This is a genomic window from Brevibacillus sp. M2.1A (assembly GCF_013284355.2).
Classification (GTDB): domain Bacteria; phylum Bacillota; class Bacilli; order Brevibacillales; family Brevibacillaceae; genus Brevibacillus.
The window spans coordinates 2,153,486-2,174,262 of record NZ_JABSUY020000001.1 but is presented as its reverse complement, the minus strand read 5'-3'; the positions used below and the strand labels follow the sequence as shown (position 1 = coordinate 2,174,262).

General features: G+C 48.9%; 18 protein-coding genes and 1 other annotated feature. Of the genes, 1 reads left to right on the top strand and 17 read right to left on the bottom strand.

The features are described 5' to 3' along the window. Positions 1–14: 14 nt before the first annotated feature. Positions 15–605 (top strand): TetR/AcrR family transcriptional regulator, encoded by a 591-nt coding sequence (locus HP567_RS10685; protein ID WP_173608723.1) that lies wholly within the window; start codon positions 15–17, stop codon positions 603–605. Positions 606–676: 71 nt separating this feature from the next. On the opposite strand, the gene HP567_RS10680 is transcribed toward HP567_RS10685, so the two are convergent. The 17 genes from HP567_RS10680 to HP567_RS10600 all read right to left on the bottom strand — a co-directional run bounded on the left by HP567_RS10680 (position 677) and on the right by HP567_RS10600 (position 20,663). Further along, positions 677–1,651, bottom strand: a complete 975-nt coding sequence (locus tag HP567_RS10680; protein ID WP_173608724.1) for a Gfo/Idh/MocA family protein — start codon at positions 1,649–1,651, stop codon at positions 677–679. Between the two features lie 84 nt (positions 1,652–1,735). Beyond that, the gene (locus HP567_RS10675) at positions 1,736–4,834 is read right to left on the bottom strand and encodes an efflux RND transporter permease subunit (RefSeq protein WP_173608725.1); all 3,099 of its coding nucleotides are present in this window, start codon (positions 4,832–4,834) and stop codon (positions 1,736–1,738) included. Next, positions 4,831–6,078, bottom strand: a complete 1,248-nt coding sequence (locus HP567_RS10670; RefSeq protein ID WP_173608726.1) for an efflux RND transporter periplasmic adaptor subunit — start codon at positions 6,076–6,078, stop codon at positions 4,831–4,833. The genes HP567_RS10675 and HP567_RS10670 overlap by 4 nt, the downstream gene beginning before the upstream one ends. An 81-nt stretch (positions 6,079–6,159) precedes the next feature. After that, the gene (locus HP567_RS10665; RefSeq protein WP_217366944.1) at positions 6,160–6,729 is read right to left on the bottom strand and encodes a TetR/AcrR family transcriptional regulator; all 570 of its coding nucleotides are present in this window, start codon (positions 6,727–6,729) and stop codon (positions 6,160–6,162) included. 225 nt (positions 6,730–6,954) lie between these two features. Beyond that, on the bottom strand, positions 6,955–10,035 hold the full coding sequence (gene ileS / locus HP567_RS10660) for an isoleucine--tRNA ligase (protein ID WP_173608728.1): 3,081 nt from the start codon (positions 10,033–10,035) through the stop codon (positions 6,955–6,957). A 69-nt stretch (positions 10,036–10,104) separates the two neighbouring features. Continuing rightward, positions 10,105–10,364: a binding site (T-box leader), on the bottom strand. A gap of 65 nt (positions 10,365–10,429) precedes the next feature. Then, a complete protein-coding gene (locus tag HP567_RS10655) occupies positions 10,430–11,812 on the bottom strand; it encodes a VWA domain-containing protein (protein ID WP_229087985.1) in 1,383 nt (460 codons plus the stop codon). A gap of 157 nt (positions 11,813–11,969) precedes the next feature. Continuing rightward, positions 11,970–13,175, bottom strand: coding sequence for an MFS transporter (locus HP567_RS10650; protein ID WP_173608729.1), 1,206 nt, complete (start codon positions 13,173–13,175; stop codon positions 11,970–11,972). A 31-nt stretch (positions 13,176–13,206) separates the two neighbouring features. Next, entirely contained in the window at positions 13,207–13,770 is a 564-nt protein-coding gene (locus tag HP567_RS10645) for a thioredoxin family protein (protein WP_142063781.1), read from the bottom strand. Positions 13,771–13,798: 28 nt separating this feature from the next. Then, the gene (locus HP567_RS10640) at positions 13,799–14,188 is read right to left on the bottom strand and encodes an IDEAL domain-containing protein (RefSeq protein ID WP_173608730.1); all 390 of its coding nucleotides are present in this window, start codon (positions 14,186–14,188) and stop codon (positions 13,799–13,801) included. A gap of 62 nt (positions 14,189–14,250) precedes the next feature. Next, on the bottom strand, positions 14,251–14,688 hold the full coding sequence (locus HP567_RS10635) for an RrF2 family transcriptional regulator (RefSeq protein WP_173608731.1): 438 nt from the start codon (positions 14,686–14,688) through the stop codon (positions 14,251–14,253). A 235-nt stretch (positions 14,689–14,923) separates the two neighbouring features. Further along, a complete protein-coding gene (locus HP567_RS10630; RefSeq protein ID WP_173608732.1) occupies positions 14,924–15,403 on the bottom strand; it encodes a GNAT family N-acetyltransferase in 480 nt (159 codons plus the stop codon). A gap of 68 nt (positions 15,404–15,471) precedes the next feature. Then, positions 15,472–16,452, bottom strand: a complete 981-nt coding sequence (locus HP567_RS10625; protein WP_173608733.1) for a quinone oxidoreductase family protein — start codon at positions 16,450–16,452, stop codon at positions 15,472–15,474. A gap of 32 nt (positions 16,453–16,484) precedes the next feature. Continuing rightward, on the bottom strand, positions 16,485–17,072 hold the full coding sequence (locus HP567_RS10620) for a DUF1802 family protein (protein WP_173608734.1): 588 nt from the start codon (positions 17,070–17,072) through the stop codon (positions 16,485–16,487). Between the two features lie 41 nt (positions 17,073–17,113). Next, complete coding sequence (gene nadR / locus HP567_RS10615) at positions 17,114–18,172, bottom strand: multifunctional transcriptional regulator/nicotinamide-nucleotide adenylyltransferase/ribosylnicotinamide kinase NadR (RefSeq protein WP_173608735.1); 1,059 nt, start codon at positions 18,170–18,172, stop codon at positions 17,114–17,116. Then, complete coding sequence (pnuC, locus tag HP567_RS10610; RefSeq protein ID WP_173608736.1) at positions 18,160–18,873, bottom strand: nicotinamide riboside transporter PnuC; 714 nt, start codon at positions 18,871–18,873, stop codon at positions 18,160–18,162. Before pnuC ends, nadR begins: the two co-directional genes overlap by 13 nt. Next, entirely contained in the window at positions 18,870–19,730 is an 861-nt protein-coding gene (locus HP567_RS10605; protein ID WP_173608737.1) for a TIGR02452 family protein, read from the bottom strand. Before HP567_RS10605 ends, pnuC begins: the two co-directional genes overlap by 4 nt. Positions 19,731–19,754: 24 nt before the next feature. Further along, positions 19,755–20,663: an NUDIX hydrolase gene (locus HP567_RS10600; RefSeq protein WP_173608738.1), complete on the bottom strand. Its 909-nt coding sequence runs from the start codon at positions 20,661–20,663 to the stop codon at positions 19,755–19,757. Between the last annotated feature and the right edge of the window lie 114 nt (positions 20,664–20,777).

Here is a 20,777-nt window from a genome sequence, read left to right as displayed (position 1 = left end):
AAAGGACTATCGCGATGCGAAAAGGCGAAAAAACAAAGCTGCATATTATCCAGAAGTCAGCAGAGCTGTTTAATCAAAACGGATATACAGGAACCTCCATGCAAGACATCATGGATGCCACGGGACTTACCAAAGGTGCCCTCTACAGAGGTTTTGCAAGTAAAGATGAAATAGCAATAGAGGCCTTCAAATATGCGGGGGAAGTGTTACAGGAACATTTTGCGGCTGCGCTGGAAAAACAGGACACGGCCACTGCAAAAATCGTAGCCATGGCAACGGTGTATTCTGATGCGGTAAACAATCCCCCGCTCCAAGGTGGCTGCCCGCTTCTCAACACAGCCGTCGAAAGTGACCATTCGTTCCCTGTTCTTCGCGATTATGCTGTCACCGCTTACCAAGAGGTCGTTTCGTTCATGCAGGGATTGCTGGAAGAAGGAATTGCCCAGGGAGAATTTCGTTCTGACATGGACGCAGAAGCCGTCGCTTCGTTTATCTTTTCTTCCATTGAAGGAGCCATCATGGCAAGCAGACTCACCCGGGATAACAAGCATGTCCATTTTGCCATCAAGCATATAGAGCAACTTTTACAGACATACAAGCCCTAGCAAAAAGAAAAGAGCAGTCGGAGGGGATGTGCTCCCCCTGCCTACCTGCTCTTTTTTTCGTGGACTAATTTCTATTTGATGTAGTGTACTTTTTCATGTCCGAGCAATGCTTCCAACACCTGCTGTACTTTCACACCTGTCTCAAACGTAACCAGTCTGGCATCCCCACCGTTCATCGCAACAGACAGCTCATCCAACAACAGGGAGAGACGGTCTTGCTGTGGAATTTCAGCCGGAACGAGCGCTTCGCCGTGTCCACCCACAAACAGATTACTCCAGTTCACGACGCTCAACGTCCCTTTTGACCCGTACACGCGATAATCCAAATGCTCCTCATGCGCGATACCCGCCAAGCCATTGATCGTAACCGGGGTACCATCTGTCAGACGCAGGAAGGCCGATACACCAGTCTCGCATAGCGCAGGATCTGCTGGATAGTCTACCTCTGAGCGAACTACATGCAGGTCTCCGAAGAGCGCGTAAGTCAGGTGAGTGAAATGAGGGAGCACTTCACGTATGAAACCGCCTTGCTCACGACCAGCCAGCCAGGGTGTTTGCTGCCATGGACGCGGCCACTGGTGGAAATGCGTCAGGATATCGATACGGCGGACATCTCCGATTTCTCTGAGTCTGCGGGAGAGCTCAGGAAAAACACCTTGATAGTAGAGCGGGAAGTTCATCGCATGGACAACCCCTGCGTCATTTGCTGCTTCCAACATTTCTACCGCTTCTGTCAATGAATTAGCCAATGGCTTTTCGCAGAGCAAATGCTTTTTGTGCGCCAGTACATCCAAGGCAATCGCATGATGGAACTTGGGAGGAACCGCCAAATAGATGACGTCCAGCTCTACCTTTTTCAATAATACCTTATAATCTGTGTACCAAGGCACATCGCCGTACTTTTGCGCGGCTTCCTGTGCTCTTTCCGGAGATACATCACTGACTGCGGCTACTCGAAATTTTTCGTGGGTACGGATCGCGTTCATCATGCGCTCTCCCATAACGCCTGCGCCAATAACTCCAACGTTCCATTTCACTTGGTCCATCTGCCTTTCCTCACTTCCTGGTGAATGTTCGTCTTCGTGCCTCTACCCCTTTCTCCATTGATCTGAACATTCCTTCTGAAAAGCTCAGATTGTCAGCTGCTTCTGCGCTTCCTTTTTTACCCGCTTTTTCTCCTTCTGGATGGCTATGACTGTATAGAGAGAGGGAACGACAATCAGCGTAAGTAGCATCGAGAACAGTAAACCAGAAATGATCGTAATGGCGAGCGGCTGAAACAGCACGCTTCCCGTAATCGCCATCGGTGACAGACCTGCTACTGCGGCAAAGGTCGTCAGTAAAATCGGGCGCAACCTTGCTTTCCCCGCCCTGATGACTGCATCGTTCAGAGAGACGCCTTGATGCCTCGCTTCCTCAATAAATTCGATTAGTACGATCCCGTTGCGAACGACGATACCCGCCAATGCGATAAAGCCTGCTACTGTCATGAATCCAATCGGTGTGGAAGTGATAAATAGCCCGATCAAGCTGCCCGCGATGGCGAGGTAGACTGTACTCATGACCAAGACAGGAATAGACAACGAGTTAAACTGCAGCACGATCAGCAAAAAGATGAGAAAGACCGCCACAATCGCAAGCACACCCAAATCGAGCAAAACTTCCGATTCCTCCTCTGTTTCACCTGTTACATTCCAGCCATACCCGTCTGGCAATTCCAATTGCTCCATTTTCGCTGTTATTTCGCTCATCACGTCTGCAGCCGTCCGATCTCGGACATCACTCGTGATCGTGACACTACGGGACATATTGTAACGAGGAATACTCTGCATCGATAAATCCGGCTTCATTTCTGCAATTTGCGAAACCGGAATAAGCTGCCCACGTGCATTCGGAACCGTGAGTTGCGCGAAGACTTGCTCTGTCGTCATTCCCGGCTGATCGGCTACCAGCGTAATATCGATCAAGTTTCTCCCATTGTCAAATTGTCCCATTGGAATGCCTTGGCTGATCAAACGCAACGTTCTGGTCAAATCCGCTTCGTTGATCAGCTCCTTGTCCATCTTTTCTTGATTCACATGGAATTGAAGGGAGTACTGTTCATTTCCGAGCGTGTCGTTGATGTTGTACGTTCCTTTTGACTCCATGATGAGCTGCTTGATTTGCTCAGAGAGCGCGTACAGCTGTTGCAGATCATCCCCATACACCCGAATTCCAACCGGGTTACCAGAATACATCCCCGCCTTTACGCTGTACGGAATGATGTTCGCTTCTGGATACATCCTCTTAAACTGCTCCGACCACGGCGCCAGCACCTTGCGCGCATCCATTTTGTGATTGTCAAAAGTAACGATCAATTGCGCTACATGTTCACCTGTACCAACCGGCGGTGCTGAGGGCATCATCTGTGGCGCATTGCCACCTACGAAAGATGAAACCTTTTGAATGTGTGCCTGTTTCGCGATCCATTGGGAAACACCCAGGGCAATTCGATCCGTTTCCTGTAAATTGCCGCCAATCGGCGTCGTTATATTCACAACCATCTGTGGCCTGTCATCATCAGGGAAAAGCTGAACAGGAACAACCGCAGCGAGTCCGTAGATAGCAGTAGCAATCAGTACTCCGCTCACTCCTGTTTTCAGCGGATGTTTCAACATGGCTTTCAGAACACGATCGCCATACCAATTCGTCAATGCATCGATTTGTTTGCCTAATAAGCCCGCTGGCTTACGGTAGTCCGTCTCTGCTTTGCTCCGTTTCTTGTTCCTTCGCTCGTTCCATTCCCGGTAAATCGGAATGATCGTAAGTGACATGAACATCGAGGCCGCCATCGTAAAAATGATAATGAGCGGTACCGGAAAAATAAACTGACCAGCATCACCAGGCAGAAACATGATCGGCCCAAACGCAGAGATGGTAGCAAGGGTAGCAGTGACAATGGAGATGGCCACTTCCTTCGTCCCGGCTACAGCAGCCGTGTACGGATCCTCGCCCAAAGCAGATAATCTGCGCTCGATGTTGTCATTTACCACCACTGCGTCGTCTACCAAAATACCGAGAACAATGATGAGCCCGAATACGGTCATTTGATTGAGCGTAATGCCAAAGAAGGGCAGAACCACCATCCCAGCTGCCAAAGAGATGGGGATCGCCAATGCAACCATCAAGGATGTCGTTACATTCAAACCAAGGATGCAAATAAAAAGTACAGCTATGATCGCAATGATCATTTCCAGATACAATTCGGAAAAAATACTGTCGATTCGATCCACTTGCAAAAACACAGGCTCTTTTTTCGCCCACGCCGGGAGACTCTTTTCCAACGTGGCAAGCTTCGTATCCACCGCTTTTTGCACAGCTGGAACATCGCTTCCCAGCTCAGCGTTGATGCTAATGGTCGCAGCGGGCTTCCCGTTGTAATAGGTTCGATACTCCACCCGTTTGGTACTGTCGGAAATGGTGGCAATATCCTTCAAATAGACGGGCATTCCTTCCTGCGTACGTGTCACGACTACCTTTTCAAAAGTCGCTACTTCATAGCTGACTGGTAATGTGAGCTGATATTTTCGCGTATCAATATTGACATCACCTAGGGGTGTTGTTTCGTTTTTCGTTTGGACAGCATGGATGACTTGCGCCCAGGAAATGCCGTATTGTTGCAGCTTCTGTGCATCGACCGCGACCTTTACTTCCTGCTCCGGCAATCCTTGGATCGAAACATCGGATACGCCTGGCACGGTTCGAAGCTGATCCTTCCATAGATCAAGCATATCGCGTAGTTGGAGGATTTCTTCAAAAGAGTTGGCTGTGATTTGAAAGGTCTGGATGAAAGTCCGGCTCATGTCATCATTGATGAAGGGCTGCTCTGCTTCATCGGGTAAATCCGCCTCGGCATCCTTTACCTTTTTCCGTACATCTTCAAACACCGTTTTTGGTTCAACGTCATTCTCTGTTTGCACGTTGATAATGGATACACCTGATCGGGACTCCGAACTAATGGATTTGATTCCTTGCACCTCGTTGATTTTTTCTTCCAGCTTCTTCGTGACTGTCTGCTCCACCTTTTCAGGAGTCGCTCCCGGATACACGGTGGTAATGGTAGCCATGCTGACGATAATGTCTGGTTGCTCTTGCTTCGGAAGCGTAACTGAGATGAACATACCAATCAGCACGAGCATCGAAAAGAAAACGAGGGTGATTTTGCGCTTGTTGATGAAAAACTCGATCATGGCTGATTGCCTCCTTTCACGGTGACAGAGTCCCCGCCAAGCAAACGATCAGCACCTTTCGTAATCAACATGTCGCCTGCTTGCAAGCCAGCAGTAATTTCCAAATGATTGTCAACATACTGACCAATCGTGACAGTGGTCTTGATCGCTTTTTCATCCGCTAGCAAAAAAACGTAAGGCTCAGAACCACGGCTAAAAACGGTTTTGGCAGGGACAAAAATGCCTTTCTTTTGAGACAAGGTTCGCTTTGCGCTGATGACTTGCCCTGCAAACCAATCTTTTTTGGTGTTATCAATGACGACTTCCACGCTAATCGTGCCCGTCTGCTCGTTCGTCGCAGGATAAATCGTCGTAACCTTTCCGATTCGTTTGTCTTCATACAAACGAATCTCGACCTCATCTCCCACCTTCCACGCTGAGATGTCCTTGTCCGGTACAGGCAAGACTGTTTTCAACTGTTGGATGTTGCCGATTCGATAGACAGGAGCCCCTGAACTTGCGAGTTGCCCAACATCAGCCATTTTCGCTAGCACTGTTCCTTGAATAGGTGCTTTCACTTCCGTTTTTGCCAAAGTAGCTGCAGCCTGATCGCGAGTGACCATCGCCCCTTGGTAGCTGGCATTTGTCGCGCTGATATCCTCAGTCCGAGCGCCTTCTATCACTAGCGAATACGTCTCTTGCGCTTCTGCATAATCTTTATCTGCTAGTTCAAAGGCATTCTTGGCACTTTCAAATTCGGTTTCGGAGATCGCCCCATTTTTATAGAGCTGTTCCATGCGCTGATAGTCTTTTTGTGCTTGATCCCGAGAGATTTTCTTCGCTTCGACCGCTACTTTCGCTTGCTGAACTTCTTGTTCCCGCGCTCCGTTTTTTACTTTGGAAAGCTCGGCGCTCGCACCATGCATCTCAGCGTTTGCCAATGCCAGCTGGAGAGAGTAGTCTGTAGCATTGAGGCGGGCAAGCACTTCTCCCTTTTTGACAACATCTCCTTCTTTGTACGGCAACGACTTGATTTCCCCGGCTACTTCAAAAGAAACAGTCGTCTCTTCGATAGGGGCAAGTGTCCCTGACAGTTCACTAGTCGATTGGAAGCTTTTCAGCTCGACCGGCTCCGCTTCCACAATTTTGGCCTCGGCTTGGACTTCGCTTTCCGTTGACGGCTTCATCTGATTGCAAGCCGTCCCAATCACTGCAAGGGAGATGATCAGCAACATCCCCACCACTTTTCTTCCCGTCTTATTCATGTAGGCCTCACTCCTATTGCTTTATAGAAAAGTATTCCGGAATGAACATTCATTCCGTTTTGTTCAAAAGAAGGATCAGAATTAATGAATTCTGATCGCATCCCAGCAAGCTTCCTCTACACCGGCAAGCAATTCCGGGGTTTCTTCGATTTCGCCAGCCTTGATGCACTTGTTCAATGCGATGAATGCCCCGTCCATAATCGCAATCAATGCATCCGCTGGCAATGGACGGATAACCTTATTTTTTTGTCCCCGTTCAATGAATTCGCATAAAAATGTTCGCAGCTTCATGTATGCTTCGCGGCTGGCTTCGTCTAGGTAGTGACCGTTTGTATGGGAATCCAGAAACAGCAAGGCGTTCAAATTCTTTTTGGCGTAGCGAATCACCTGATTCGCAATATGCCGAAATTGCTCGCGTAAGTCATCAGAAGTGCGAGGATAACCATCATTGATTGTCTCAAGCAGCTCCCCCACACATTCTTGAAACAGCGTATTGACGAGCGCTTCTTTGTTTTCGAAATAACGATAGATGGTACCTGCACCGACCCCTGCCTTTTCGGAGATCATCGGAACGGTCGTCCCATCAAAACCGCGATCTACAAACAAATCGAGCGCTGCATCCAAGATTAATTCGCGCTTGGTTTCAGACAAGTTCATGACTCCTCTCTTGCGGAATGAATTTTCATTCTGGAGGAAATTATAGTATACATATTGCTGGGGTGTCAAATAGCACTTGCTTGGATTACCTGTTGGCTGGAATTTTTTGGTTGCGGGCGATTATGAGGATGTTTGGTTTGACCCAGAATTATTACAAAACAGCTAGAGAACCGGTGTAGTAACCATGTTCCCTAGCTGTTTCTTTATCCAACTGCTTCGTTATCCAATGTGCAAGCCAAATGTTTTGTCACCGAACGAAACTTTCTCCCTATCTGCTATTTTCGCAAAAGTCACATCCGAAACGAGTACACTTTCACGCAAAACATGATCAAAACGCTCCAAGGCTGCTCGTAGCTCATCGTCTACATCCAGTGTGAGCTGGACACGTTTATCGATGGGTAAATCCAGCTTTTTGCGTGCATCCTGTATGACACGGATGACTTCACGAACCAAGCCTTCTTGCTCAAGCTCTTCTGTCAGCGTCGTATTCAGTGCCACATGGAGCTGATAGCCGGATGCGGAAGCAAAGCCTTGCTTCCCTTGCTTTTCCACAAGCAGCTCATCTAGCGTAAGCCGCACACTCTCACCTGCGACCTCCACATCCAAGTAGCCATTGTCCACTGCCTTCTGTGCATCGGCTGCGTTCAATTCTTTTAGATACCCTTGGATTGGCCCGACGAGCTTGCCGTATTTTTTTCCGGCTACACTCAGGTTGAGCTTGAAATGATACGTTACGAAGCTGCTGTCGCTTTGCTCTACCCGAATGTTTTTGACATTGATCTCGTCTTCGATAATGCCGGCAAATCGCTCGAGGTTAAATGGCTGCTCCATCGATACGATCAGCTCGGACAGAGGCTGTCTGGTCTTGAGTCCAGTTTCATTGCGAACATTTCGCGCCAGCTCCACGATGTGTCGAGCCATTTCCATGTCCCGCTCAAGGGCTTCGTCGATTGCTTCTGTGTTCACTTTCGGATAGTCAGTCAAATGAACACTGCCCTCTCCTCCCAGATTGCCATACATATCTTCTGCGATCAGCGGCGCGTATGGTGCGATCATCTTCGCCAGCGTTAGCAACACTTCCCGCAGGGTCTGGTAAGCAGATACTTTGTCAGGCGTCATCCCGCTGCTCCAGAAGCGATCCCGCGAACGGCGGATGTACCAGTTGCTCAACTCGTCGATGAACGTTTCGATATGCCCTGCCGGATTCATGAAATCGTAGGTTTCCAGACCTTTTACCACGTGCTGCAAGGTGGTATTCAAGCGGGAAAATATCCAACGATCCAGCTTGTTCACAGATGGTTGCGTTGGATGCTCTTCTGGCTTGAATGCATCGATCAAGGCGTATAACGAATAAAAATCATGCGTGTTATGGATCTTATCGATCACTTTGTACTTCGCCTCGGCGACGATCCGCTTGGAGAACCGCTTGCTGCTCCACGGCGCACTGTCAGACAAAAGCGCCCAGCGGAATGCATCTGCACCGAACTCTTCGATTACCTCCCACGGATCGATCCCGTTTCCTTTGCTTTTAGACATCTTCTGACCGTGTTCATCCAAAACGTGACCGGTAGAGATGACCGCCTTGTAAGGGGCTTTTCCGTTATACAGGGTAGAGACTGCCAACAAGCTGAAGAACCAGCCCCGCGTCTGATCGATTCCTTCCGAAATGATGTCGGCAGGGTACTGCTCCTCGAATACCTTTTCGTCTCCGAATGGATGATGGTACTGAGCAAACGGCATCGAACCGCTGTCGAACCACACATCAATGACCTCAGGCGTCCGCTCCATCGTACCACCGCAAGAGCAGCGCAGCTTCACCTCATCCACAAACGGCTTGTGCAGCTCCAGCTTTTCGTCGATTGGTGCCACAGATTTCTCACGCAACTCTTTTACACTGCCTGGCGCATATTCGCTGCCACAATCCTGACAAAGCCATAGATTGAGAGGCGTCCCCCAATACCGATTGCGGCTAATATTCCAATCTACAAGCTCTTCGAGGAATTTCCCGAAGCGCCCTTCGCGCAAGTGGCCCGGATACCAGTCGATCTTGCTGTTGTTTTCGATTAGCTGATCCTTGATCGCTGTCGTTTTGATGAACCAGCTCTCCATAGCGTAGTAGAGCAGTGGTGATTTACACCGCCAGCAAAACGGATAGCTATGCTCGTACCGCTCCTTGGAAAACAGCAGACCGCGATGCGACAAGTCTTTGACGATATCGACGTCGCAATCCTTGACGAAGCGACCTGCGAAATCCGAGATTTGATCGGTATAGCGACCAGCCAAATTTACGACGTTCACGAAATCAAGCCCATGCTGACGGGTCGTGCGATAGTCATCCTCCCCGTGCGCTGGAGCAGTATGCACAATCCCTGTTCCGCTCGTATCACTGACATAGTCCGCATCGACGACGATATGCCCATGGTTTACCTGGATATAGCCAAAAGGCGGCTCATACGGGGTTCCGACCCATTCTGCGCCTTTGTGCGTGGACAAAACCTCGTAGTCTTCCTTGAACACTTTCTCCGCGAGATTTTTTGCTACGACGTACACTTCATCCTTGTGCCTCACCCGCACGTAATCGAGCTCTTTGTTAACGGTCAATGCCACGTTGGCTGGAAGTGTCCACGGTGTCGTCGTCCACGCGAGGAAGATGTCGTCGCTTGTCTTGCTTTTGAATTTGACGGTCGCACTCAAGTCCTTCACGTCTTCATAGCCTTGCGCCACTTCATGGGAGCTGAGTGTCGTCTGGCAATCCGGGCAATATGGACTGACACGATGGCCTTTGTACAGCAGTTCTTTTTTATGAATGTCAGAAAGGATATGCCAGACGCTTTCGATGTAATCGTTGGTCAAGGTGACATATGGATGCTCCATATCTGTCCAGTATGCGATTCCTTCCGTCAGCTCGCGCCATTGTTTTTCGTACTCGAAGACGCTGTTTTTGCACTCTTCGACGAACTTGGCCACCCCGTAGTTTTCGATCTCCTGCTTGCCGGAAATGCCAAGTCGCTTCTCCACCCCAAGCTCCACCGGGAGACCATGTGTATCCCAGCCCGCTTTGCGGACGACACGGTAGCCAGACATCGTTTTGTAGCGTCCGATAAAATCCTTGATGACCCGTCCGAGCACGTGACCGATATGCGGCTGTCCGTTGGCAGTCGGAGGACCTTCATAAAAGACGAAGTTTGGCTTTCCCAGCCGATTGTCCATCGACTTGCGGAATGTATCGTCTTTCCTCCACTGATCCAAAACGCGTAACTCACGTGTCCTCGCTTTTTCTTTTACGTCTACTTTCCTCATCTTGTACACTCCTTCTTCTGTAAATTTCGTAGAAGTGTAGGTTCATAAAACGCAAAAAAATCCCGCCCCCTAAGGGACGAGATTTGATCTCGCGATACCACCCTTGTTCCGAAATCTTCATGCAAGCATGTCATTTCGGCACCTCTACTACGTACCATCATACGCGTCCCTTCTAACGGTGGGATTCCGGGTCAGCTTACTCCAAAATGCTTCAGCTTTCCTTCTCGGAGAGGATTTTCGGCTAAGTCTTGAACGTTGGCTTTCAGCACTAGGGCCAACTCTCTGGGGAACAAGGGGATTAGCTTACTCTTTCTCGTCAATGAATTTGTTGGTGTTCTATTCGTATACTCTTTTTACACTGCTTTCAAGAAAATGTCAAGGAAGCGAGTTTCCCTCAAGGTTTTTTATCGTTTGCGTCCCGAACCCCTTGTTGTCCTTCTTCAATGACTTCACGCCACTCCTGATTGCCCTTGTCAACAGAATCTCTCCATAACCCATTTCCTGTATCCACAGCGTATCGCCATATTTCCTGCTTCCGGTCGATAATGGCGCTATCGGTATCCATAATTCCGCCTTTTCCGTTAAATCTCTTTTTCAAATATTCCCTGGCGTCCAGCAATCTTTGTTTTTCTTCCTCCACCAACGCTTTTACTTTTTCCTTGGTATCTTCCGCGAGTTTTTTCTTCGCTTCTTTTTGACTGAGTGCGTCTTCTTTTGCATTTTCCTTCCACGCATACCAAGCCTGCTTGAGCTTGTCGTATTCGCCCCGAAGGTGCTTTTTCAAAGCTTCTTCATCCTGCACGGTTATGTATGTCCCCGCTCCCGCATCCGCCACTTGCTTGAGCATACGCTGCCCTTCGTTATCAACGTCAAAACCGATAATGTTCACCACGGTCTTTATGCTCGACTGATTCAGTGCTTTGGCTGCTTCTACGGGATTTCCTCCGCACGTTTCGATCCCGTCGCTCACCACGTACACGAATGTTTCGTTTGTCCCGGGTGGAATATCTTCTTGCACGGCTTGCAGCGCTTTTGCAATTGGTGTCCAGCCTGCTGGTTGTACTTTGCCCAATGCTTGTTGAAACGATTCCTTCTGATAGCCTGTCTCCGAATAAAATGTCTCTGTGCTGGCGCATGATAATGCTTTGTCTTGCTCACTGCCGCTTCCTTTATGACCATATACCCGTAAAGAAATCGTCGCGTTTTTCGGAAGGACAGACGCGAATTGGTCAATCGCCTCTCGGGCTGCCTCCATCTTCGTTTTTTTGCCGACTTTTCCTTTCATGCTGCCACTCGCATCAATCAACAAGGCAAAATGCGTTTGCGTATCCGGCAAGGTAATCTCCTCTGTCGGCCGCTGCAAGTGAACGTCTACGCTGGAATCAAAATTGGCAAACGTGAGAACGAACGGGCGATAATCCTCTCCGAGTAATTTCAGCAGCTCCTCGAGATATTGCTCCGATGTGAGTGTAGCTGGGAGCTTATCCAATTCTTTTTTGACCTTCTCTTCATCGTAATTCTCGCCAGCATAGGTTCCAACCACCTGGTTTGCCAATGCGAGCTCAAATGCCGTCAACTCGCGCTTGACAGGCGGCAGTGGCTCTCTGGCCTGCGTTTGTGTGGATGTATCTGAAGTTGTCTGATCAGGCGTTTTGGTCTGCTCCTGCAAGTTCGCGGTTTGTTGTGTCGCAGCAGTGTCTTTTTGCCCAGGATCAGAGTCTGTACAGCCCGTCATCACTAGCGTAAGAAACACAATAAACGATGCCCATTTCTTCAAAAAGCTTCCCCCTCCTCTTACTCCACCCTACATTATGCTAAATCATTCCAATTCGAACAAATTATAAAAGATGCAGGTCGTTTTTCCTATAATGCAAAAAAGAGCAACACAAAGCGTTTCCACACTTTGCGCTACTCTTTTCCTCTTTCAAAAGTTATTAGGCCACTGCCCTTTTCACACTGCGACGGCTTTCCACCTGCGACAAGAACAAGCTGAGAACCAGGATAATCGCGCCGAACAAATACGGTGCGTTCAAATGAACCCCGTACAACGTACCCGCCACTGCTGGGCCAAAAATATTCCCCAGACTCATGTAGGCATTGTTCATCCCTGCAACGAAGCCCTGTTCATCCCCCGCTCGCTTGGAGATCAGCGTGTTGATTGCAGGACGCATAATCGACGTCAGGGTAAAGAAGATAACCGTCATAATCAGCATATACCAGAAGTTACCGGACAATAGCATCATCACCATCGATACAGCAGACAAGAAGAACGTCACGTTAATGAGTTTTTTCTCGCCAAAACGAGTAATGAGCTTGCCGATCAGCGCTGCCTGCACAATCGTACCGGCAAGAGCACCCACTGTGATAATGATGGAAATATCACGCGGAGTATAAGCGAACTTTGCATCGACGAACAGCGGGAAGATGACTTCGAAGTTCGCCAAGCCAAACGTCATCGTAAAGACCAACACCAGCATAATGAAGTACGACGATTGAAACGACTTGCCGAGTTGTACGAAGATGTTTTCCTGTTTGTCTTTGGCGTTTCGCGCCGCGAGCTGCTTTTCTTTCGGAAGTGATTCTGACAAGAAAAAGATGGAACCGAGTGTGGCTACCGCACCAACTGCCGCGGAAATGTAGAACGGCATACGCAGACCAAGCTCCGCCAAAAATCCACCAATACCAGGTCCGATAACAAATCCGAGCGACATGGCGGCCCCGAGCATCCCCAGTCCTTTTCCACGTTTATCCTCTGTCGTAATGTCTGCTACATACGCCAGCATGGACGGAATCATCGCTGCTGCCCCGATCCCGCCGATCAGACGAGAAAGGTAGAGCACCCATGTCTGTTCAGCCAAGGCAAAAACCAGATTGGAGATCGTAAACAGGACGAGTCCCGATACAATCATGATTTTTCTACCGTACTTATCTGACCATTCCCCGGCAATCGGAGAAAAAAGAAATTGAGTTACACCAAAAGCCGCCACCAAGTATCCAGCCGTCTCCCCACCCGCGCCGAACTCTTTGAGAAATTCGGGCAAAATCGGAATAATCAAGCCAATTCCCAGCATGGCGATAAACATGTTGATCATCAGGAAGAGAATCGGTCGCTGACTATTCTCTTGTTTACTCATATTCATTTATCCATTCCTATCCATTTAGATTTTCTTTTTAGCCTTGCAGCTTCGCTTTTACGCTTTCAATCACCGTGCGCCAAATGGCAGGGTCTGTAGATATCTTTTGCTTGAAGTTGCGGTACAACTCCTTTTGCTTTTCCTCAAAATCTGGAGCGTCTGCAGCCGGCAATCCTGCACGGGCAGTCGTAATCATTTCCTGCACCTCTGGCGAACGCGGACCCCAAACTCTTGCCTCGTATCCATCCTGGTCGAGGAAAATAAAGATAGGAATCGCACGTGCTGTGCCATTGGTCAGGTATTGGTCCATCAACTCCAAATTTTCGTCGCGGATGAGAAAGCGCAATTCGATATTGCTTTCCTCGGCAATTCGCTGAATGACAGGAACGCACAAGGAAGCATCCCCACACCAGTCTGCGGTCAGCACGACCCCTTTCCAATTGCGCTGGGAGAGATCCTTCCAGACTGCCAGATCCTCATCCGTAAATGTGAGCTGATCATACACACGGGACAGCTCTTCTTTGTTGACGTTCATGCTTTCTTTGTACGCTGCAAAGCTCATTCCTTTTTCAAACCAACTGTTCTGATTCACGTTAGACATACTCCGTACTCCTCCTGTATGTTGAAAATTATTGCTCCCAAATAGCGGAAGTTCCCAAGCGATTGCGAATGGAAGAGCTTCTTGTTTTGCGGGTTTCTTTCCCTGACGCCTGTTTCATGGTGCTTGCCTTGGCAGTCAGATCCATAAACCACTCTCTATCTTTGGTTGCGAGGGCGAGGTCGATCAAATCATGCATATGCTCCTCATCATCAAAAGAGCCTACCGGAATGCGTTCCATCCACTGTCTCGGAATCACCACCTGTTTGCCGATCGTCTCTTCGTTGTCGCATTGAACCACATATACTTTTGCGGTACCTCGCAATGAATCATCTGTTTCGACGAAGCCTTGAACTAACTCTCCGAATTTGGTTTTGCCCAATACCCAATCTCCGACTTCCAATAACTCATCTCGATTCATTTTCGTGCACCTCCTAATTGTAACGGAAATCATTACAGTTTCCATGTTAAAAATTTGTATGGTTACTGTTGCGAATTCTCCTGACAGCCATGACGGACTTTATCTAATACGGTTTGGATCGTTATTTGTTCCAAATACTTCGTAAAGTACATCTCCGCTTCGGTAAAAATCTGATCCATGACCCCGTGCATATTCGCAGAAACCTGACACGCTTCCTGCGGATCTCCCGAACACCAGTGTGGCTTCAGTGTACCATTCGAGATCGAACGATATATCTCGGCCAAGGTGACCTCATTCGGATCGCATGCGAGGATATAACCGCCGCCAATTCCCTCTTTCGTCTTCACAAACCCGTTCTTACGCAGAATGCTCAAGATTTTGCGAATTCTGGCAGGATTCGTACATACATTTTTTGCGATGAGCTCACTGCTTGCCATATGCTCTGGGATATGAGCCAACAAAGCCAAGCTGTGAACAGCTATGGTAAATTCACTATTCACGTCACAGACGGCCTCCTTGCGAAGAGTACTGTAATAATAATTCGTACAGTTACGAATGTCAACAATTGTGTGGGGGCAAACTTTTTTAAAAAAACGGGAGGTTTTTTATCTTCGGTGGTCGGGGGAAGCGAAGGCACATGTTTTCCAGTCGCCTTTTTCCTCACTACGTTCGGGCGGTCTCCTTCCAAACACGTACCTTCGCTTTTCGGACAGCTATTGCTTCTGCGAGGCTTTTTTAAATAAGTTTTTTTATTAAAAGGATTTCATCGCGGATTGGGATGCCATTGTCTGCGATCAGGGGGATTTCTGGTTTGATTTGGCGGGCCTTGTCCACGGCATTGATGTACAGCTCGTGAAGCTGATAGCCTCTCTTTTGGTAAAAGCCCATGGCGTGCAGGTTATCGTTGGTGGTGACGAGCTTCATGCGGTGGCAGCCTTTTTCTTTGGCGGTCTGCTCTACTTGATTGAGAAGTGCGGTACCGATTCCTTTGTTTTCGATCACACTGTCCAAGGAAATGATTTCGCATTCCTGATCTTCGAGAACATAGGAAATAAACCCCTCGATTGCTCCATCTTCTCCCTTCACTGCGTAGCCATCCAGCACATCGCATTGGAAGACACCGCTGGAGATGACCATTTGCGGACTTCCCCAGTGTTTGATGAAAAATTCAGTGATGACGTTTTTGTCCAATTCACTTGTTGAAATCATCTGCATAGCATTCACCTCTTGAAATTGATAAAGCGAAAACCCCTGCTTGTGAATCAGCAGGGGGCTCCACATCTTTACGAGCGGACATCCAGCAATACTTTTCCCGTACTCGCCCTGCTCTCTACCCACGCATGAGCGCTCGCTGCTTCTTCCAATGCAAAATGCTTGCCGATCTTGATGTTCAGCTGTCCATTCGCCAAATAGTCCAAAACTTGCTTGGCTGTATCCTGCAACAAGTGTGGGCGTAGCTTGCGTGTCGTACCAAAGCTGAAGCCTAAAACAGAGCGGCAGCTTGCGTGCAAATCGATTGTCTTGATCTGACCGATTTCGCCGCTGGCATTGCCAAAATGGACAAGTCGGCCGTACCAGGCGAGGCACTCAAGACTACGCTCGCTCACCGTTCCGGAAATTGAGTCCAAAATGACATCGGCTCCCGCACCATCCGTCAGCGTGTGTACCTTTTCCACAAAATCTTCGCGATCATTGCAAATCACATGGTCGGCACCGGCTGACAGGGCAATTTCCGCTTTTGCTTCATTACCGACTGTGCCGATGACACGACCTGCTCCGAGCAGCTTGGCTAATTGAATCGCCGTCGTCCCGATTCCGCCTGCCGCAGCGTGAATCAGTATGGTTTCCCCTTCGGCAATACGGGCTACCTTCGCCAATAGCTGGTACGAAGTAAATGACACGACCGGGCAAGCGGCTGCTGTTTCCGTGCTGATTTGATCCGGTAGCGCAAAGGTCAAGCTCTCATCAGCCACGATATACTCGGCGTATGAACCGTTTGCCGGAAACGCAATGACTCGTTGTCCCACCTTCAGTCTTTGCACCTCTGCCCCGACTTGTTCGATCACGCCAGTCGCATCGAGCCCCGGGATAAATGGTAGCTTGGCTGCTCCCTTTTTTCCATACCTGGATTTGATATCGGCAAAATTGACACTGGTCATCTCCACGCGGATCAGCACCTGTGTAGGTGACATGATCGGCATCTCGACTTCCGCATATTTCATCGTCTCAGGCCCGCCTAATTCCGTTACCAAGATCGCTTTCATGAGAACCCTCCAGACAAGAGTGGAATGGAACGTCAGTTTTGCAGAATGGTCATGATCGCAGCTTTTTTCGCTTCAAACTCCTCGTCGGAAAGCACAGGGGTAAAAGCAGCTCGCGGAATGTCCACCAATAGGTCATGCCAAGATTTGCAGCCTTGATAAGCAGCGTCAATCGGAATTTCCACCGGTTGCTCTAATCGATACATCCGCACGAACAAAATGTGCAGCGGCTGTTTTTTCTTCCAATGCAGGCGCACATCTGCGAAATTATCCGTCCAGATGTGGAAAGGTGATAACGCGCGTAGCTTGGCTTCGTCCATCAGCTCAACATCGTTGGTTACTTCGGCAAAATATTCGATCATCACCGTCTTCTTGTCCATTGTCCAGCCTTCGAGGGTGGCGTCTAACAGGTGTTGGTAGTCCGCCTTTACCATGTCGCGCTTCTGGTGCTCATAGGTCGGATACAAATAAAATTGATTGTTTTCCAAGCGGAATTCTCGTGTTTCTTCGTATAACCCACCCTTGCGGATCGTGATGATCTGCTCACCTTCTCCAAGTGCTTTGACGGCGACTGCCCATTCCTTCAAGCTAAGGGGGGATAGCGGCTGTGCGATCGACTGCATGCAGCACGGCTCCCTTCTACTGTCAGAATCGTTTGATGACTTTAGTCTAGCCCAATTCTGGCTCGTTGAGAAGTCGTCTTCAACAGTTGATCGACATGCTGCATAGCTCCTTGTAGTCTCTCGGCATAATTTCCTCGCAATGTCACGTACGTAATTCCCCGCTCATCCAGCATCTGGCGCAGCTTTTCATGATTGTGCAGGCGCACTTGGTCTTCTCCATGCACACGCAGCCCATCATCTACCCATGCGACATCTGGCTCCATGAACAGCCACAAATCATACGTTTGCTCTTTGGCAATCTGGTCAAGAACCGGGAAGGTTTGCCCGGTATACAGTTCAGAGTAAAACTGGGTGACAATCGCTTCGGTATCGATGAACAAGAGCTTGTTAGCTTTCTGGAGCGCTTCGTACTCTTTCATTTTGTGACCATACGCGATATGTGGGAAATACTCCGGTGTCAAAATCGTATCGCAGCCCCCAACCTCTTCGCAGATTGTGCGTCCATACTCCTCGACAAACACGGTGTTGTAGATTTTTGCAAGATAACGGGTCAAGGTCGATTTCCCACAACTCTCTGTTCCTACGACCACTACCTTTTTGACGAAATAGGGTTGAACAACAGTCGGGATGTGCTGCCAATGAGCGAATACCCCTTCGTTGCGAATCTGGGTAGCGGAGATCGGTACTTGGCTGCGCGGTTCATCGAGAATGATGTGCGCTGCCTCCGGATATAAACGGCGAAATATTGGATCATAGGCGGACTCGGAGCTAAAAACCAGATCGATTTTTTTCCCGATCTTGCGCTTGATGTCCCCTGCTCCCGCCTCCCAATCGTAGCTCTCGTCACTATCCGCATGATCCTCAACTGCAAGCACACGAACATTTTCCATGTCTTTAACCAGCGTGGACAGCCATCTCAAGCGCACTTCATAGGGAATTGGCTTGATTCCTGCCTCCTCGCACAGCTTTTGGTCCCGAGTCGGGCTGTGCGAAAGAACGACGTACAGTTCGTCGCAGCGGCAGGCCGCCTGTGTAATCGCGTATACATGACCCTGATGCAGTGGCAAAAATTTGCCACCAATGAAGCCTACGCCCCCCATGTCTGCTCCTCCCTTTGCTTGCGGTACTGTCTTACCCAGTTCATCAAGCCGTATATGGCATTCACCAAATAAGCGGACCACATGACCAGCATCGAGATGTCGCTTCCGTCCTTCAAAAACGCTGCCAGCCACATGTAGATGGTGAACAAATCAATAACGATCCAGACCACCCACTGCTCGACCAAGCGCTTCACCATGAAAAGCATCGCGATGACGGAGAGAACAGCTGTCAAGGAATCGACAAAAGGCAAAGCCCCGCCCATCTGCTTCAATACAAATCCATAGGCAATCGTTGCAATGATGCTCAAGATGGTCCACCAAATACGTGCTTGGTTGGACAAAACCGCAATCTTGACGTCATTTTGTTTGACTTCGGACACGCGATTTTTACGCCACAGGTAGAGTCCTATGAATTGCATCGGCAAAAAATAGAGAAGATTCAGCATGACTTCCCCATAATACTTTTGCCCATAGGCGACGAACGCGTACAAAACCACATTGATGATACCCGGGTAGTAACTCCACGTCTTTCCTTTAGCAACCAGCACAACACTCAACATCCCTGTTAAGGACGCGATCAATCCGATGAACGTATCACCCAGTGCGAAATACAAATAGACGGTAACGAGTGTAAACGAGATGAGCCATATTTTTTCAAACCAATTCCAGTCTGCTAAAAAGCCGGTGCTTTTCGCATTCATGCGAATCTCTCCTTGAACGCTCGCAGGTTTTCCTGGCGCGCAGAATTGTCGTAGACAGCAAAAACAATGTGGTCAAAAAACTGTGCATACTGTTCCTCGATCAAAACAGTCGCAAAGTAATTTGCTACGTCCTCAGCTTTGTTGCGGAATACTCCGCAGCCGTACGCTCCCAAAATGATCGTCCTGTGATTGTGAAGGGCTGCTGCCCGCAAAATTTTCCGGATGCGCTCCTTCATGACAAGACCAATCTTTGCTATATTTTCAGGCTCTCGTTCACGAACAACCCCAGCATTCACAGCAGGCGCCGTAATAAAAGACAAGAGATATGGGTCATGCAAAAGCTGATCGCTTTGGTCGCGGAGCACGGGGACCCGCGGTGAATAAATCATGTAGTCGGAATAAAAGCAGGTTTTCAACTGGCGATGATAGGTGTACATTTCCTGCATTTGCACAATGCAAGGATACAGCCCGGAGGAACGCGCCAAGCTCTCTTCCTGCGCCTGGCTTCCCCCGAGGAATCCTCCACCCGGATTTTTGGCGGAAGCAAAATTCAAGCATATGACATCTGCTCGTTTCTCAGAAACGACGAGGCGCTTGGCTGCATCCAGGCTGGATTCCGAGGTAACCTCGACCTTGGCACGCAGTTGTGCAGCCGTTGTTTGATGCGTTGGCAGTTGTACTGTGTCTGCAGCCAAATCATTTGGACGATACAAGACCGACTGGCTGATTGCAGCAGCGAGATCCTCCGTAATGCTCTTCTTTTCTCCCGCTTTGTTCACGTAGTAGCCCTGCTCTATGATTTGCAGCGTCTCTTGCGCGATTCGTACGCGCACGCTTCGATTATGTCCCTGATTCATTGTGATTTCCTCCCTGGTACGGGGCTACGTCTGATCCATCCATTCCGGGTTAAAGCGGAAATACTTGGATGGTCGGTGCCCGGCATGTTTTCGATATTGATTCGTTTCCAGCACTTTGTCGGCTACCTTCCTGCGAAACGCCGCAGCCAGCAGCTCACGTCCCAAAATCACTTCGTACACCTGTTGCAGATCGCTTAATGTGAACAGCTCCGGCATTAAGGCAAAGGCGATATCGGTGTATTCAATCTTGTTGCGCAATCGCTCCAGTGCGTATTGAATGATTTTGGCGTGATCAAATGCAATGTTGTTCGACTCTACAATTTCGCGGGTCTCATGTACGGCGCGGCCCGTTACTGTTTTGGTAATTTTAATCGTGGCAGACAGTTCCTCTTTCTCGTGTACCAGTCGCAGTTCCAGCCATTTTTCAGTAATGGAGCCGTCAATCGTCGCCGTCTTTGTTTCTTTCAGCCACCTGTCCTCGATGCGGTACCACTCCGCTTCCTCTGCATCATCCCCTGCCTGCAGCTGTAAAGACGAACTGTCTACCAAGGCCATGTACGACGTGCTGATAACCCATGTCCGTGGATCTCTGCCCGCATCTCCCCAGGTGTAGAGCTGCTCCAAGTAAATGTCGTCTACGTTTGTTTCCGTACGCAATTCGCGTCTGGCAGCCTCCTCCAGACTCTCCCCAGGTGTAACAAACCCACCTGGCAACGCCCATTGGCCGATATACGGATGTTCACCACGCTTCACGAGCAAAATTTTCAACGACTTGGGCGAGAGCTTGCGGTAATTCTCCTCCAGCTCATCCATCACGGTGAATACCAGCATATCGACTGTCACAGACGGCCGCTCGAATTGGCTGACATCATAAGCTTCCAAGTACTCCTGTTCGGTTTGACCTTGTTTATTGACATAAGGTTTACCCTTCATCCAATCGCCTCTTTTTGCTACTGATTTGTTGTTGCCTTCTTGTTATTAACAAAATGTTATTATCAAGTTGTTGGTATCATATTACTCTTTCCTGTTTTTGGTGTCAATAAAAAT